This is a genomic window from Qipengyuania atrilutea (assembly GCF_013370205.1).
GTDB classification, from domain to species: domain Bacteria; phylum Pseudomonadota; class Alphaproteobacteria; order Sphingomonadales; family Sphingomonadaceae; genus Actirhodobacter; species Actirhodobacter atriluteus.
This window is the reverse complement of record NZ_JABWGV010000007.1, coordinates 54,627-69,908: the sequence shown is the minus strand read 5'-3', so window position 1 is coordinate 69,908 and position 15,282 is coordinate 54,627. Positions and strand designations below refer to the sequence as shown.

10 protein-coding genes are annotated in these 15,282 nt (G+C 60.9%); 3 read left to right on the top strand and 7 right to left on the bottom strand.

Annotation, left to right across the window (positions count from 1 at the left end; all coding sequences use genetic code 11):
- Positions 1-120: 120 nt before the first annotated feature.
- The 5 genes from HUV48_RS13340 to HUV48_RS13320 all read right to left on the bottom strand — a co-directional run bounded on the left by HUV48_RS13340 (position 121) and on the right by HUV48_RS13320 (position 7,421).
- The gene (locus HUV48_RS13340) at positions 121-504 is read right to left on the bottom strand and encodes a copper-binding protein (protein ID WP_202392052.1); all 384 of its coding nucleotides are present in this window, start codon (positions 502-504) and stop codon (positions 121-123) included.
- Entirely contained in the window at positions 483-3,650 is a 3,168-nt protein-coding gene (locus HUV48_RS13335) for an efflux RND transporter permease subunit (RefSeq protein ID WP_067505939.1), read from the bottom strand. The genes HUV48_RS13340 and HUV48_RS13335 overlap by 22 nt, the downstream gene beginning before the upstream one ends.
- A complete protein-coding gene (locus tag HUV48_RS13330) occupies positions 3,647-5,164 on the bottom strand; it encodes an efflux RND transporter periplasmic adaptor subunit (RefSeq protein WP_067505937.1) in 1,518 nt (505 codons plus the stop codon). The genes HUV48_RS13335 and HUV48_RS13330 overlap by 4 nt, the downstream gene beginning before the upstream one ends.
- Positions 5,161-6,396 carry a TolC family protein gene (locus HUV48_RS13325; protein WP_063506157.1) on the bottom strand — a complete coding sequence of 412 codons (1,236 nt, stop codon included), beginning with the start codon at positions 6,394-6,396 and terminating at the stop codon, positions 5,161-5,163. Before HUV48_RS13325 ends, HUV48_RS13330 begins: the two co-directional genes overlap by 4 nt.
- A gap of 581 nt (positions 6,397-6,977) precedes the next feature.
- Complete coding sequence (locus HUV48_RS13320; protein ID WP_050600430.1) at positions 6,978-7,421, bottom strand: CBS domain-containing protein; 444 nt, start codon at positions 7,419-7,421, stop codon at positions 6,978-6,980.
- Positions 7,422-7,767: 346 nt separating this feature from the next.
- Between HUV48_RS13320 and HUV48_RS13315 the strand changes: the two genes are divergently transcribed.
- Positions 7,768-10,308 carry an SPW repeat domain-containing protein gene (locus HUV48_RS13315; RefSeq protein ID WP_050600431.1) on the top strand — a complete coding sequence of 847 codons (2,541 nt, stop codon included), beginning with the start codon at positions 7,768-7,770 and terminating at the stop codon, positions 10,306-10,308.
- An 801-nt stretch (positions 10,309-11,109) separates the two neighbouring features.
- Here HUV48_RS13315 and HUV48_RS13310 read toward each other — a convergent pair.
- Positions 11,110-11,727, bottom strand: a complete 618-nt coding sequence (locus tag HUV48_RS13310) for a cation efflux transmembrane domain-containing protein (RefSeq protein WP_050600433.1) — start codon at positions 11,725-11,727, stop codon at positions 11,110-11,112.
- Positions 11,728-11,801: 74 nt separating this feature from the next.
- Here HUV48_RS13310 and HUV48_RS13305 point away from each other — a divergent pair, with 74 nt between their 5' ends.
- On the top strand, positions 11,802-12,200 hold the full coding sequence (locus tag HUV48_RS13305) for a MerR family transcriptional regulator (RefSeq protein WP_050600434.1): 399 nt from the start codon (positions 11,802-11,804) through the stop codon (positions 12,198-12,200).
- A complete protein-coding gene (locus tag HUV48_RS13300) occupies positions 12,197-12,523 on the top strand; it encodes a YnfA family protein (protein ID WP_050600435.1) in 327 nt (108 codons plus the stop codon). Before HUV48_RS13305 ends, HUV48_RS13300 begins: the two co-directional genes overlap by 4 nt.
- 246 nt (positions 12,524-12,769) lie before the next feature.
- Here the strand turns inward: HUV48_RS13300 and HUV48_RS13295 are convergent, their stop codons facing one another.
- On the bottom strand, positions 12,770-15,022 hold the full coding sequence (locus HUV48_RS13295) for a TonB-dependent receptor family protein (protein WP_063506156.1): 2,253 nt from the start codon (positions 15,020-15,022) through the stop codon (positions 12,770-12,772).
- Between the last annotated feature and the right edge of the window lie 260 nt (positions 15,023-15,282).

Sequence of the window (15,282 nt, the reverse complement as noted above, 5' to 3'; positions counted from 1 at the left end):
ATGGTCAGCAATAAGCAGAACAGGCCCATGATCCCCATCATGGCCGCTGGCATGTCACCGTTCATCATCGTACTTCTCCTATTGTGCCGACCCCGAAAATGATCCGGGGCCGGTTCACAATTACTTCTTGGTGATCGAAGTGATCGTGTTGCCGCCTTCGCCGGTTGTGAAGTCGAACGAGATCGTGTCGCCAACCGCCACGTCCTGACGCAGCTGTTCGTCGGCTTGGAACCCCATCGTCATGGCGGGCCATTCGATCGCGGGGACAGCGCCGTGATCGACTGTGATCGTTCCCGCATCGGCGTCGATGGCGGTGACGATCCCTTCGGCGCTGGCGGTCCGCATCGCGCCATCCGATCCCATCATCGGCATGTCGCTATCGTCCATCGGCATCTGAACGTCTGCCATGGCCGTGTCGTCCATCGCTTCGGTATCGTCGCCCGAGTCGCACGCGGCGAGAGCCAGCGGCGCTGCCAATAGGGTCACGAGGGTTGTAATACGCATTCTTCTTCTCCTTCGAGGGGTTTGGACCGTTTGGCCCTGGGCCGCCGCATCATCAGAAAGGCGGCGGGAAGTACGAACATTGAAAGCAGCGGGGCGGTGATCATCCCGCCGATCATCGGGGCCGCGATACGGCTCATCACCTCGGATCCGGCGCCAGTGCCGATCAGGATCGGAAAAAGTCCAGCGAGGATCACGGCGACGGTCATCGCCTTGGGCCGGACGCGCAGCAGCGCGCCTTCGCGGATGGCTGCCGATACCTCCTCGGCATCGAGATCGCCCTCCCGCCGTTCCAGCGCGGCCTTCAGGTAGATCAGCATGACCACTCCGAATTCCGCTGACACGCCTGCCAGCGCAATGAACCCGACGGCGGTGGCGACGGATTGGTTGTATCCCATCAGGTAAAGTAACCAGAACCCGCCGGTCAGCGCGAATGGCAGCGTGCCCATGATCAGCAGCGCCTCGTCGAAGCGGCGGAAGATCAGGTAAAGTAGCAGGAAAATGATCGCCAGCGTCGCCGGTACGACGATCTGCAACCGCTCGTAAGCGCGCGTCAAATATTCGAACTGCCCAGCATAGGACAGGCTGACGCCGGCGGGCAGATCGACCTCGGCACCGATTGCCTCCTGCAAATCGCCCACCACCGAGGTGAGGTCGCGCCCGCGTACATCGACATAGACATAGCTCGTCGGCCGGCCTTGCTCGCTCTTGAGCATGGGCGGCCCGCTGGTCACGCGGACGTCCGCCACTGTACCAAGCGTAATCTGCTGTCCCGCGGGGGTTAGAACCGGAAGATTGCGCAGCTCATCGACGCTGTCGCGAATCTCGCGCGGATAGCGGACATTGACCGGATAACGGGCCAACCCCTCCACCGTACGCGCGACATTTGCGCCGCCGATCGCGCCCGATACAATCTGCTGCACATCGGCGATGTTGAGCCCGTAGCGGGCTGCTTCCAGACGATTGATATCGACATCGACATAGCGCCCGCCTGAAAGCCTTTCGGCCAGGGCCGAACTGACGCCCGGCACCTCCTTCGCAATCTGTTCGACATGTAGCGCCACTCGTTCGATTTCGCCCAAATCTTCGCCCGAGACCTTGACCCCGATGGGGCTCTTTATGCCGGTGGCGAGCATGTCGATGCGGTTGCGGATTGGGGGCACCCAGACATTGGCGAGGCCCGGAACCCGGACCACGCGATCGAGTTCTTCCACCAGCTTGTCAGGCGTCATCCCTTCGCGCCATTCCTCGCGCGGCTTGAAGCTGATCGTCGTCTCGAACATCGTCAGCGGCGCGGGATCGGTGGCCGTATCAGCGCGGCCCGCCTTGCCGAAAACGGTATCGACTTCGGGCACCGTTTTGATCAGGCGGTCGGTCCGCTGAAGCAGGGCCGAGGCTTCCCCCGGTGAAAGTCCGGGAAGCGCGCTCGGCATGTAGAGAAGATCGCCCTCGTCGAGCGGCGGGAGAAACTCGCCGCCCAGCCGCGTAAAAGGCACCAGCGTCGTCGCGAATATCAGTCCTGCGATGACCAGCGTCGCCTTCGGACGCCGCATCACCCAGTCGAGCCCCGGACGATAGGCACGGGTCAGCGCCTTGTTGATCGGGTTGCTGTCTTCCCGCGGTATCTTGCCGCGGATCAGCCATCCCATGAGGACCGGAACCAGCGTGATCGAGAGGATTGCAGCCGCTGCCATCGCGTAGGTCTTGGTGAAGGCCAGCGGAGCGAAGAGCCGTCCCTCCTGTGCCTGCAAAGTGAAGACCGGCAGGAACGAAAGGGTGATAATCAGCAGGCTGAAAAACAGCGCCGGACCGACTTCCTTGGAAGCATCCGCGACGATCCGCCAACGCTCCTCACCCGACATGACCGTATCGGGATTTTCCTCGGTCCATCGCTCGATGTGCTTGTGCGCGTTCTCGATCATCACGACCGCCGCATCGACCATCGCGCCGATCGCAATGGCGATCCCGCCAAGCGACATGATGTTGGCGTTCACGCCCTGGAAGCGCATCACCAGAAAGGCTGCCAGAACACCCAGCGGCAAGGTCACCACGGCGACCAGCGCAGAGCGGGCGTGCCACAGAAACAGCAGGCACACGAGCGCAACGACGACGAATTCCTCGATCAGCTTGGTGGTGAGGTTATCGACTGAGGCATCGATCAACTGCGATCGGTCATAGGTGGTGACGATCTCGACCCCTTCGGGCAGGCTTGCCTGCAACTGGTCGAGCTTCGCTTCGACCGCCTCGATCGCACCGCGCGCGTCGGCGCCTTGCCGCAGAATGACGATGCCGCCTGCGACTTCGCCCTGGCCGTTCAGCTCGGCGATACCGCGGCGCAGTTCGGGGCCGATTTGCACATTGGCGACATCGCCAAGCGTCACCGGCACACCGCCCGCTTCGGCGCGCAAAGGGATCGAGCGGAAATCATCGAGACTGCCGAGATAGCCCGACGAACGCACCATGAATTCCGCTTCGCCCATCTCGACGATGGAACCGCCTGCCTCCTGGTTGCCTGCCTGGATCGCGCTCACGATTTGGCCGTGGGTCACTCCGAAGGAAGCCATGCGGTAGGGGTCGAGAACGATCTGGTACTGCTTGACCATGCCGCCCACACTGGCGACCTCGGCGATCCCAGGTATAGTCTTCAGCTCGTAGCGCAGGAACCAGTCCTGCAGGCTGCGCAGTCCGGCCAGATCGTGGCCGCCGCTGCGGTCGACCAAGGCGTATTCGTAGATCCATCCCACGCCGGTCGCGTCAGGGCCGAGAGTACTTTCGACTCCGTCAGGCAAGCGGTTCTGGACCTGGTTGAGGTATTCGAGCACGCGCGAGCGCGCCCAGTAGAGATCGGTCCCGTCCTCGAAAATCACATAGACATAGCTATCGCCGAAAAACGAATAGCCTCGCACGGTCTTTGCTCCCGGCACCGAGAGCATGGTCGTCGCCAGTGGATAGGTAACCTGGTCCTCCACGATACGCGGGGCCTGCCCGGCATAGTTGGAGCGGATAACCACCTGCACGTCGGACAAATCGGGAAGCGCATCGACAGGGGTGGTCCGCACTGCCCAGAAGCCGGCGAGCGCCAGGCCGATCGCCGCCAGAACCACGAAAAGGCGGTTGGCGATCGAACTGTCAATGATCCGCGCGATCATTGGCCGGTCTTCCGGATCGAGACGATGCGCGGACCGGTGCTTGCCTGAACGAAGGTAAAGGTCACCCGGTCGCCGCGTTGGAAACCGCGAACCTGGGCCGGACCTTCAGTGGCAAAACCCATCGTCATGGCTGGCCATTCCAGAGCTTCGACCGGCCCGTGCCGCAAGGTAATGCTGCGGGAAGTGATGCGTTCGATCGTACCTGTGGCTCGATAGGTGCGCGGCTCGTCCGCATCCGCCTGCGCCTGTGCGCCTTCTTCACCGGCAGCCGTCGGTGCATCATCGATGGGACGTACATCGATACCCGCAAGGCTGGCTTCGGAATCGAGCAGGAACTGGCCGGAGGTAACCACCTCCTCGCCTGCCGCGAGGCCCGCGAGAACTTCGGTGCGGCCGCCTGCTTCTCGCCCGATCCGGACTTCGACAGGTCGGTATCCTCCGCTTTCCTGAGTGATCATCACCAGCGTGCGTTCGCCGGTGCGGATCACGGCCTCCGACGGGATGAGCAATGCTTCACGCCGTTCAGGAGCGATCGTGACCTGCGCAAACATGCCCGGTTTCAGGCGAAGGCCGGGGTTGGGCATCGCCGCGCGCACGGTAATCGTCCGGCTTGCCTCCTGTGCACTCGGCAGGATGGCAATGATCCGCCCTGCAAATCGCTCGCCAGGAAAAGCGGTGAGCGTCACGCTTACCGGCTGTCCCACGCGGGCGCTTCCCGCAAGGGCCTCGGGCACAGCGGCCTCGAGCCAGATCGGACTGTAGCCGCTGATTTCGGCGAGGCTTTGGCCTGCCATGACGGTCATGCCCGGCCTTACACCGAGCGAGGTAATCGCGCCCGATTGCGGCGCGGTGACGGTGATCGTCGATTGGGGTCTCCCGCTTCGAGCCACCGAGGAGATCACGCCTTCCGGCATCCCGAGCAATCGAAGGCGCTGGCGGGCTGCACTGGTAAGCGCCGCGTCGCCAGTGGCCGCCACGGCAAGAAATTCCTGCTGGGCGCCGCCCCATTCGGGCACCAGCAAATCGACGACCGGCGCGCCTCTTGCGATCAGATCCTGCGGGGCGTGGCCGTATGTTCGCTGAACATAGCCGCCCGCGCGTGGCTGGACGATCGCTACCTCGCTGCCATTGTAGGCAAGCGTGCCGGTCACCGTCGTTTCCGGTTCCAGCACGCCGTATTCGGCCTCGGCAGTGCGGATCCCGAAGTTCTGGACCATTCCGGAATCGATGCTGACCCCTTCGCCAGCCTGCGCATCGCCGCCCGCGCATTTGGGAACCAGCTGCATGTCCATGAATGGCGACTTGCCCGGCTCGTCGAAGCGCTGATCCGGCACCATCGGATCGTACCAGTAGAGCACTTCTTCGCAGCCGGCATCGGCAGCGGCGTCACCGCCATCGCTGCCGCCGCCGAGCATCGACAGACCGTAGCCAGCCCCCAGGCTGATCAGGGCTATACCCGCCGCCGCTGCATAAGAACGCTGGCGCGGCGAAAGACGTTCGAACACGGCTTTCATGGCCTGTCCTCCCCATATGTAAGTCGTAGAGTTGCAGCGGCTTCGACAGCCATCTGTTCGCGTTCGAGAATCTCGAGTTCGAGCAATGCCAGCGCAGATTTGGCCGCGATCACTTCAACGAGGTCGGCGCGTCCAGCAGCGAAGCTGGCGGTTTCTAGGTCGGCACGGTCGCGCGCGAGCGGGAGAAGCTGGTCACGCGCACGTTCCCATTGCTGTAGCGCGCTGCGCCATTCAGCAAGATCGGTTTCGAACCGGGCCCTGATCGCCCTCAGGCGGTCGACGCGCTCGGCCGAGGCGGCAGCAGCGTCTGCTTCGGCCGCCGCGATGCGCGGATTCTGCCGCCTGTCAGTGAAGATTGGCAAAGTGACCGATCCCATGACCGATATGACACTGCCAAAATCAGGATTACGGTGTCCATAAGTCACGCTGACGCCGAAATCAGGTCGCTTTTCAGCGCGTGCCAGATCGGCTGCAGCTTCGGCACGTCGCTGCTCGGCATCCGCCAGACGCAATTCCGGATTGGCCTCCAACGCGAACCGAAGCTCTTCCGGGTCCACGGTAACTTGGGGAGCGCCCCCCGCAGCGACGGGCTCGCTTCCGGCGATATATCGCTGCAGCCGGGCACGCGCGGCTGCGCGCGCGGCCTCGATCCGGGTAATGGCATCCTCGATTTCGAGAAGCTCGCGCCGGATCGCAAGGCTTTCGGCAGGTCTGGCCGATCCCGAAGCGACGGCACTGACTGCGACCGGAACGAAGTCCCTTAAGCTGTCCAGAGAGTCGCGCGCAAGAGCGAGGCGCTGCTGAGCATAATACAGGCCAATCCAAGCCGTCCCGGCCTCGGCGAGGATGGAACGTTCGGACAAGCCAAGACGGGCTTCGGCAATACCGATTTCGGATCCGGCAAGGCCGTATCGTGCTCGCCGCCTGGCAAGATTGGGAATTTCCTGCTCGATGCCCACCGCGAGCTGCGTCGGCAATTGCGCATACGGATTAAATGCAGCGGGTCCGGTGACCGGCAAGTTCATCACGCCTGCACGAACGCGTGGATCGGGCAATTCGTCCGCTGCGTCCGCAGCATCGCGCCTCGCCTGTACACGCAAAGCGCCCGCTTCAAGCATGGGCTGTTCCGCCCGCGCCGCCGCAAGGGTTTCTTCATAGCCGACCGACTGCGCTTGGGCAGCCTGCGCGACCAGCAGGGCCGAAAACGGCACCCAACCAATTCGCCAGTTCATAAATCTCACTCGTGCAGAGCGAGCTGACGACATAACATGCCGCACCGGCGAAGACCGGTTCGTGCGGCTGCATCGTTCGTCAGTCTCGCAAAAGTCGCAACGCGCCTTCAGGGAAAACTAGACGGTGAGGATTGGTTTTGGAGGAGGCGATTCCGGTCGCGGTGGATCTGTTTCAAACCACGGGGCCGCAGAAACAAGGTAGCTCGGTACCAAACGAAGGGGCGCACCCTCCATTTCAGTCGCATTCGACAGAGCCAAAGGCGGCAAGCAATTCATGGCAATCACGCAATCGAGCGTCATGCTGGAACATGGTCCTGCCGGATCGGTGGATGTATCGTTATCGGCCATCTCGGCACAGTCGCTCATCTCCGCCGCCTCGATCTGAGGAAGGGCTGCCGCATTCGCTCCAACCTGGACAAAGAGTCCGAAGCCAAAAAGGATCAAGGTCAAGGTACGAATGAACTTCACCGGCCCGAGATAGTCGGGGGCGAGGCGATTGACAAGTAACGAGCGATTGCGGACGGGGACCGATCAGATCGCCCCGTCCGCTTTATCCGCGTAAAATCAATAGTCTTGTGCGACTAGCAGCATCCCGCCGAAGCTGGCTCCGAACTGGCCTCCGATACCTCGCGCACGAGGTCGCCGGTTTCCTTCTCAGCTGCGCTTCTGGCGATATCGGCCTGCGCAACGATGCCGCAGCATTTGCCTTCGTCATCGACCACCGGAAGCCGCCGAACCTGATTGTCTTCCATCTTGGTGCAGCATTCGTCGACGCTTGCATCGGCGGTGACAGTAACAGGTGATGATGTCATCACCTCCTCAACGCGTTGGTCGGAGGAATTGCCTTTGGCAACACAGCGGCAGGCGATGTCCCTGTCGGTCACCACGCCCACCAACGCACCGGAATCATCGACAACGGGGATTTGGCCGCAATCATTATCGACCATCAGTAAAGCTGCCTCTTGCACGGTGCTCGATGGATTGCAGCATGCGGGGTTCGATGTCATTACGTCTTGGGCCTTCATGTCGCCTCCTACTCTTCGAAAATTGTAGTTTGATATGACAGAACTACGGTCTCCCCTTACCATGTGTTCCTATTTCAAAGCCGACTCGTTGGTCTTTCGCGCTGGTCCGTATTATCGGCTGCCGAGGAAACCCGAGGCTCGGCAGGAAGGGTGCCGTTAGTTAAATCCAATGCCCGCTCGCTGCGGAAATTGCTCTCGATGTGAGGGAAATCGATCGTTATTTCGTAACAGGGAGAAGGACTGCGTTTTCCCGCACGCTTTCGGGTTGGAAACTCTGTTAGATTGAGGTTTTTAGGCACCGCTCAAGGGTCGTGAGGTCGTTCAAAGTCGAAGCAAGGATCATATCTTGACTGACAACTCCGATAAACCTGTCGTGATCGTTACTGGCTCGAGCGGCTATATCGGCTCAGCCATCGTAAAGAAGCTTGCAGCGAGATACCGCGTGATCGGATTCGACCGCGACGCCGCTCCCCATCCCCCGGCAGAGGCCGAATGCGTCTGTGTCGATGTCACCGACCAGGCGAGCATCGATGCCGCCTTCGAACGCGTTCGAACCGCCTATGGCAAAAGGATCGCCTCCTTCGTCCACCTTGCTGCCTATTTCGATCTTACCGGTGAACCGAACCCCAAATATGACGCGGTGACGGTCAAGGGAACCGGTCGATTGCTCGACGCACTTCAGGATTTCGAAATCGACCAGTTCGTGTTCGTGAGCACGATGCTGGCCCATGCCCCCATCAAGGGCGGCGGGCTGATCGACGAGACCTCGCCGCTGGACACGGATCTGCCCTACCGCGAATCGAAGGTCCGCACCGAGCAGTTGATCCGCGAGAAGCGCGGCGACATCGATGCGGTCTTCGTGCGGCCTGCGGGCGTATACGACGATGAAGGCCATTCGGCGTTTCTGGCACAGCAGGTCGCGCGAATTTACGAGAAGCGGCCGAGCGCCCGCGTCTATCCCGGTGACCTCGACACCGGACAGCCATATTTGCACCTTGAGGATTTGCTCGACGGGATCGAGCGAATCGTCGACCGGCGGAGCGAGCTTCCCAGTGAATGGCCGGTTCTTCTCGGCGAAGATGACGTGATGTCCTATGGCGAACTGCAAAAGTCGCTTGGACGCCTGATCCACGATGAGGACTGGACGACGCGCACGGTGCCGAAGGGCCTCGCCAAGACCGGCGCCTGGGTCGAAAACGAAGTGCTTGGCGAAGAGACTTTCATCCGGCCGTGGATGGTGGACATTTCGGACGACCACTACGAACTCGATCTCAGCAATGCGCGGGAAAGGCTGGACTGGACGCCGCAGCACAGGCTGAGGACCGCCCTCCCGCGGATCGTCGAAGGTCTGAAAGCCGATCCTTCGGCCTGGTACGCTGAGAACAAGCTCAATGCCGCGCGGGTGGCCGGCAGCAATTTCGATGAAGCCGATGAGGCAGAGCCTGCCCCGCTAAGCGAAGATGCTCTGGCGGACCACGCCGGTCACATGCGCAAGATGCATTTCAACATGCTCTGGGTTCATTGGTTTACGATGTTGCTCGGCCTATGGCTCGCGACCACACCGTTTGTCTTCGGGACCTTCGACCAGAGCGAATTTACCGCTGCAGTCACGCGCATAACCGAGGATCGCGATCTCTGGGATCCCGCGCTACGAAGCTGGCTGACAGCCTGGAACGATTTGGTGAGCGGCGTGCTGATCATGATCTTCGCGGCCATTTCCCTTTCGCCGCGCGGAGGCTGGGCGCAATGGGCGAACACCTGTATCGGCATCTGGCTGCTCGGCGCCCCGTTGCTGTTCTGGACGCCCGATGCTGCCGTCTATGCCAACGACACTTTCATCGGCGCACTGGTGATCGCTTTCACCATCCTGGTGCCCATGATGCCGGGCATGGCTCCGGAAGGCATGATGGACGACAGCGACGTGCCGCCGGGTTGGACCTATTCGCCCTCGACCTATGTCCAGCGCATGCCGATCATTATTCTCGGCGCCGTCGGTTTCTTTCTTTCACGTATCCTCACGGCATATCAGCTCGGCCATATCGACGGCGTGTGGGAGCCGTTCTTCGCTTCGCCAAGCGCGCTCAACGGGACCGAATACATCATTACCTCCGATGTCTCCAAGGCCTGGCCGGTGGCCGATGGCGGCATCGGTGCGATGAGCTACATGTTCGAGATCCTGATGGGCGTCATGGGCGGCAGGGCCCGCTGGCGGACCATGCCCTGGATGGTGACACTGTTCGGCATCGTCGTCGTGCCCCTCGGCGTGATCAGCATCTACTTCATCATCATCCAGCCGATCATGATCGGCACCTATTGCACGATCTGCCTCATGGCGGCGGCCGCGATGCTGATCATGATCCCCTATTCGCTCGACGAGCTGGTCGCGATGGGCCAGTTCCTGGTTCTCAACACGCGGCGCGGGCGACCGTTCTGGCGCTCGTTCTTCCGCGGCGACGCGCTGCCAGGCGGCAGCAAGGACTCACATCCCGGTTTCGATGCTCCGCTCGCGGCGATCGGCGGTTCGGCGGCGCGCGGGGTCACGGTCCCATGGACATTGGCCATCAGTGTGCTGATCGGTGCTTTCCTGATGTTCTCCAGGCTCGTTCTTGGGAATGTACCGCCTCTTGCTGACAGCGACCATCTGGTCGGCGCGCTGGTCATCACGGTATCGGTAATTGCCATGGCGGAGGTCGCAAGGCCATTGCGCTTTCTCAACGTCGCGTTCGGTGCCTGGCTCATCGTGGCTCCGTGGCTTATGGACGGAGGCGCCAGTACTGTTGGCAACGTTGTCGGTACGATGCTCGGAGCGCTTCTGATTGTACTGAGCCTGCCAAGAGGGCATCGGAGCGACGAACATTACGGAAGCTGGGACCGGTTCGTTGTTTAGCGGATCGGCATGGCGATGGCGGAGCCAATGCAATAGGATGGTGAGCTTTGGAGCCTATTAATACGGGTAGGCCCGAAGCAGTGTGGCGGGGCGCGCATCCCGCCCTGTGGATCGCCATTTTCGGCGGACTGATTGCCTTCGCCTGGGAAATGTTCCAGCTCCCGTTCTACAGCACTGACGGGCTTGGTCCTGTTGAAGCCGCATACCGATGTGGTCTGGCATCGTTCGGTGACGCGGGTATCATGGTGGCGGCCTATCTGGGCGCCTCGTTGGGAAACCGCCGAACACCTTGGCTTGTCGACTGGCCAATATCCCGCTTCCTTATCTATCTCGCCATCGGTCTCGCGATAACATCCGTGGTCGAAATATTGGCCGTTGGGGCTGCCTGGGGCTGGACCTACAGTCCCACTATGCCGCTAGTCCCTGGGACAAAGATCGGACTCGTTCCCATAATCATGTGGGTTCTTGTCCCGACCGCGACCCTTTGGCTCTCACGAAAAATGGGACTTGGGTCAGCCTAGTCGAAGCGAGCGAAAGTGATTCCTAATGAGCAGCGGTCGCCGGGATGAGCAGCGCGACGAATTGCATCAAGACTGTCACCATCAGGAGAGACAATCGTTACCCGGCCGCCGAAAACATCACCGTCTCCGGAGTCCACCGCAAGGATGGTTTTGATGGACCAGTACTCATGCGGTCACCTGCAATAATTGAAAGCGGTTGGCCTTCAATGGGCTTTGAAAGGAAGTTAGCGTAAGCCAGCAGAGGTCGTGCTATCACGTAACTGCCTGTCGGAGTCCCTTCTCAAGCAGAGCGCAACTCACCGCGCGCTTGACCGAATACCTCAATACTGCCCCAAATTGCTAGGCTGGCCATAATGGCGGCCACGACCAGGTCGGGCCACGCGCGCCCGGTTCCGAAGACACCCAGCGCCGCGCCCAGAACCGCTACATTGCCGATCGCGTCGTTGCGCGAGCAAATCCACACCGAGCGCATGTTGGCATCACCCGTGCGAAACCGGAACAACATCGCGGCAACTGCGAGATTCACCGCAAGCGCGACGGTTCCGATAATGCCCATGGTCCCGGCGTCCGGCGAGGCACCGACAAAGAAACCCCAGATCGCGGAGCCAAGCACCCATAGCCCGAACGCCAGCATGGTCGCTGCTTTGGCAATGGCTGCGCAAGCGCGCCACGCAAGCGCCATTCCGGCAACGCAGAGACTTATGGCGTAATTTGCCGCATCGCCCAGAAAATCGAGTGCGTCAGCCTGCAATGCACGCGAATCAGCAGCAAGGCCCGCCACGATTTCGACGCTGAACATAACCGCATTGAGAATGAGAGCGATCCACAGGATACGGCGCCACAGCGGATCATTATTCGCCTCGACGTCCTCGACAGGACCGCAGCAATTTTTTCCCATTCGCTCGACTCCTTGTGTCGAATCGATTTATACACCTTGTAGTCGCTACAAGGTCAAGCGATCGAGGGAAGCCTATGCGGATCGGTGAACTCGCCCGCGCGGCGGGCGTAAAAGCGGAAACCATCCGTTACTATGAACGCGAGGGCGTTCTCGCGTCCCCGCCCCGCACACAGGCCAACTATCGCGACTACGGTCCCGAGCACGCCCGGAGACTGAATTTCATTCGCCGCGCGCGCGACCTGGGGTTTTCCATGACGCGCATTCGCGAACTTCTCGAACTGGCCGACGACCGGTCGCGGGCCTGCCATGCGGTCGACACGCTGGCACGAGCGCACCTGGGCGAAGTCAACCGCAAGATTGCCGATCTGGAGGCTCTCCGAAGGGAACTGCGCCGGATGCTGGAAAACTGCGAGCAAGGAACGGTCGGCACCTGTCTGGTCATTGAAGCGCTCGCCGAGGGGACTGAAGCGTGAACGCGATATGGATCTATCCCCTTGCCGCGCTCGCCGAGATTGCGGGGTGCTTTGCGTTCTGGGCCTGGTTCAGAATGGACAGGAGCGCCTGGTGGCTCCTTCCCGGAGTATTGGCGCTCGTGTTGTTCGCCTATCTCCTTGCTCGCATTGAGGCGGATGCTGCAGGGCGAGCCTTCGCCGCCTATGGCGGCGTCTATATCACCGCGTCGCTTGGCTGGCTCTGGCTCGTCGAAGATACACAGCCGGATCGCTGGGATCTGCTAGGAGCATTGATCTGCCTCGGCGGTGCCACAGTCATCCTTTTCGCGCCACGCGTGGCCTGAAAGATCGCGACGAATCCCTGATACTGAAAACACCGGTCGACTTTTCAGGGATACGATTGTCGTTCGAGAACCAGGATTCGCGGACGAGCTCACCCCCAGGCGTCCGCAACAGTCTTGGTGGGGAGTTCCGCCCTGCCCAATCCCGTCTGGCATTCGATCTAGGGTCAGCTTTCATCTCAGTTCTCGCCTCCAAGCACGCAAAATGAAGGGGGCGCGAACATCAACGCCAAAAGCCTCACGCGGAGTTTAAAAACTGACCCGAGCACCACCCACAATGCGCCGCGGAACCCCTGGTCGCAGACCGAACGGGCGCCTGCTCACGGCGTATTGATTGTCGAGAACATTGTCGACGCGCGCAAACAGGGAGAATTTGTCAGTCAGCGCGTAACTTCCCGCAATATCGAAGACGATGCGATCATCGATCCTCTCGTTTTCAGCAACGGCTCCGCTTCCTGGATTGTCGCGCAACTCGGAAACGTAGTTGGCGCCAACGGTAGCCGCCGCACGTCCCATGTTTACCCCCGCTTCGACATAGAGCTGATGGCGCGCGATGTACGGCAGGTCATCGCCTTCGTTTACGTCGCCAAAAAATTCGCTGTCGAAGCTGCTGTCGAATTCTGCATCCGTGAACGTGTAGGCAAGCGAGAGCGGGAACGAGACCGAATTGGAAAGGCGAGGTTCAACCGCCGCCGACAGTTCCAGCCCTTTGACCGTAACCGCGCCGCCATTGAACTGATCGCCAATATCACCGACGCTGCAGCCCACGGATTGAGTGCAGTTGCCCAGAAGGTTCGAGTAGTCGTTGTAGAAGCCGATCGCGGAGACCTGGACCTTGTCGCTCCGATAGCGGACCCCGGCTTCGTAGTTCCAGCTTTCCTCGGCCCGTGCATCAGGATTGCCTGGACCGGGAGGTGAGAAACCGCGCGACACACCTGCCAGCAATATGGCATCACCCAACTCGTAGGTGGCGCCAAGACCTGGCAACCACTGATCGATATTGGTCTGACGGACACGTGTCGGCCCATTTGAGCGATCCGGGTCCGACCCGGCATAGTCGAGCCGGGTCAGGTCAATCCCTTCATACCTCAAGCCGGGAGTCAGTGTCAGGGCACCGATCTCGATCCGGTCCTCGATATAGAACGCGATCGCCTTTGCTTTCGCTTCCCGGTTGGCTTGCTGACCAAGATCGGTCTGCCGTTCGAAGACGAGATCACCCCCGATCTGTGAGTAGAATTCCTCGTTTTGCAGCCTGTCTTCCTCATCCTCGTGGTAGCGGACAGATACGGCAAGGTTGTGCCTCGCGCCGCCCATCTCGAAGGGGCGCTCAAGCGAAATCTGAGCGCCTTCGCTGCGATAGACGCGGTTGTTGTTCCGTATGCGAACCGCGCCCTCGAAGCTATCCGCCCCGCGCAAGATGCTAAGCGCCCCGGCATTGTCCTCTGGATTAACGAAAACCGAGCTAATTGAATCGAAGCTGCCATCGCCGTCGAAGTCGATATCCTGGAGCTTGGACCAGCTGCGGGCAAAGTCGTTCCGGTACAGCGTAGCTGTGATCCTCGTTCCGTCAGAAAATGCCAAGCTGCCGGTAACGCGATATTGATCGTGCTCACCGGAAAAAGCGTCGCGCTGGCTTGCCGCATAGCGACGATAGGGCTCCGCGGCGAAATCGGTGTCGGCAAGTCCAAGGTACGTCTCGTTGGCTTCAAGGTCCGATCGGCCATAGACGAATTCCAGTCGCGCCTCGACAGGCGCGTCCGGTGCTGTGTGAACAGCCAAGCGTCCACGGTAATCCTGTCGCTCGAAACCGGTGTCGGCGTCGGGAAGCCCATCAATCGTCTTGAAGCCGTCGCTGCCCTGCTGGTAGGTTTCAAGCAGCGCGCCGACGTAGTCCGTGTCTCCACCGACCCAGGCCTGTCCCTGATAATAGTCGCGCGACCCGTATTGCCCGAAAGCGTAGCCAGCCAGCCCGTCGGCCGGAATGTCGGTCGACCGAAGATTGACCGCCCCGCCGATCGTACGGGGCCCATAGCGAATGGCGGCGGCCCCTTTCGTGACTTCGACCGCCTGCATGCGCCCGATGGCCGGGAAATAATACGCTGCCGGCGCGGCATAGGGAGCAGGCGCGATCAGCACGCCGTCTTCCATGAGCGTGATGTTGCTCGAACGTTCGACCGGACTGCCGCGCAGACCGATATTCGGGAACAAGCCGAACCCGTCTTCCTCCTGCGTGTTGATGCCGGGGACCTGCCGCAGGACGCGATTTACATCCCCGTAATCGAACCGGCGCAGATCCTCGCTGTCGATAAGATCGGCCGATCCCGCGATACGGTAGGGATCGATCCGGCCGCCGACCACGATGATCGAATCCACCGGATTCTCCCGGCGCTCGTCTGCAATCTGTTCGGCGCGCACCTCTCCGTCATCAGGCCCGGTAGTCTCTTGTGCCACCGCCGGTGCGGACAAAGCGATTGCGAGGGACGAGACGGTAGTACGATACATAAAAACTTCCTGTTCTCCGAGTGTGGAAATCCGGGCCCTAACCTTATTGCGATTGCCTCGCAAGAGCAAAAACACGCTTTGGGAAAACTTCTCGGTAGCGCTCGTGCGCGTAGCTGTGCAGCGCAGCGCGGGGGATTTGCGACACCGATGAGGCAAGGATGTGGTGATTTACCTGAGCTTCAAAGAGTAAGCCTGCGGTCGGCTGTTTTCCTTTGTAACCGAGCAACTGCAACGCATTTAACACCTTGCGCAGCGCGGTC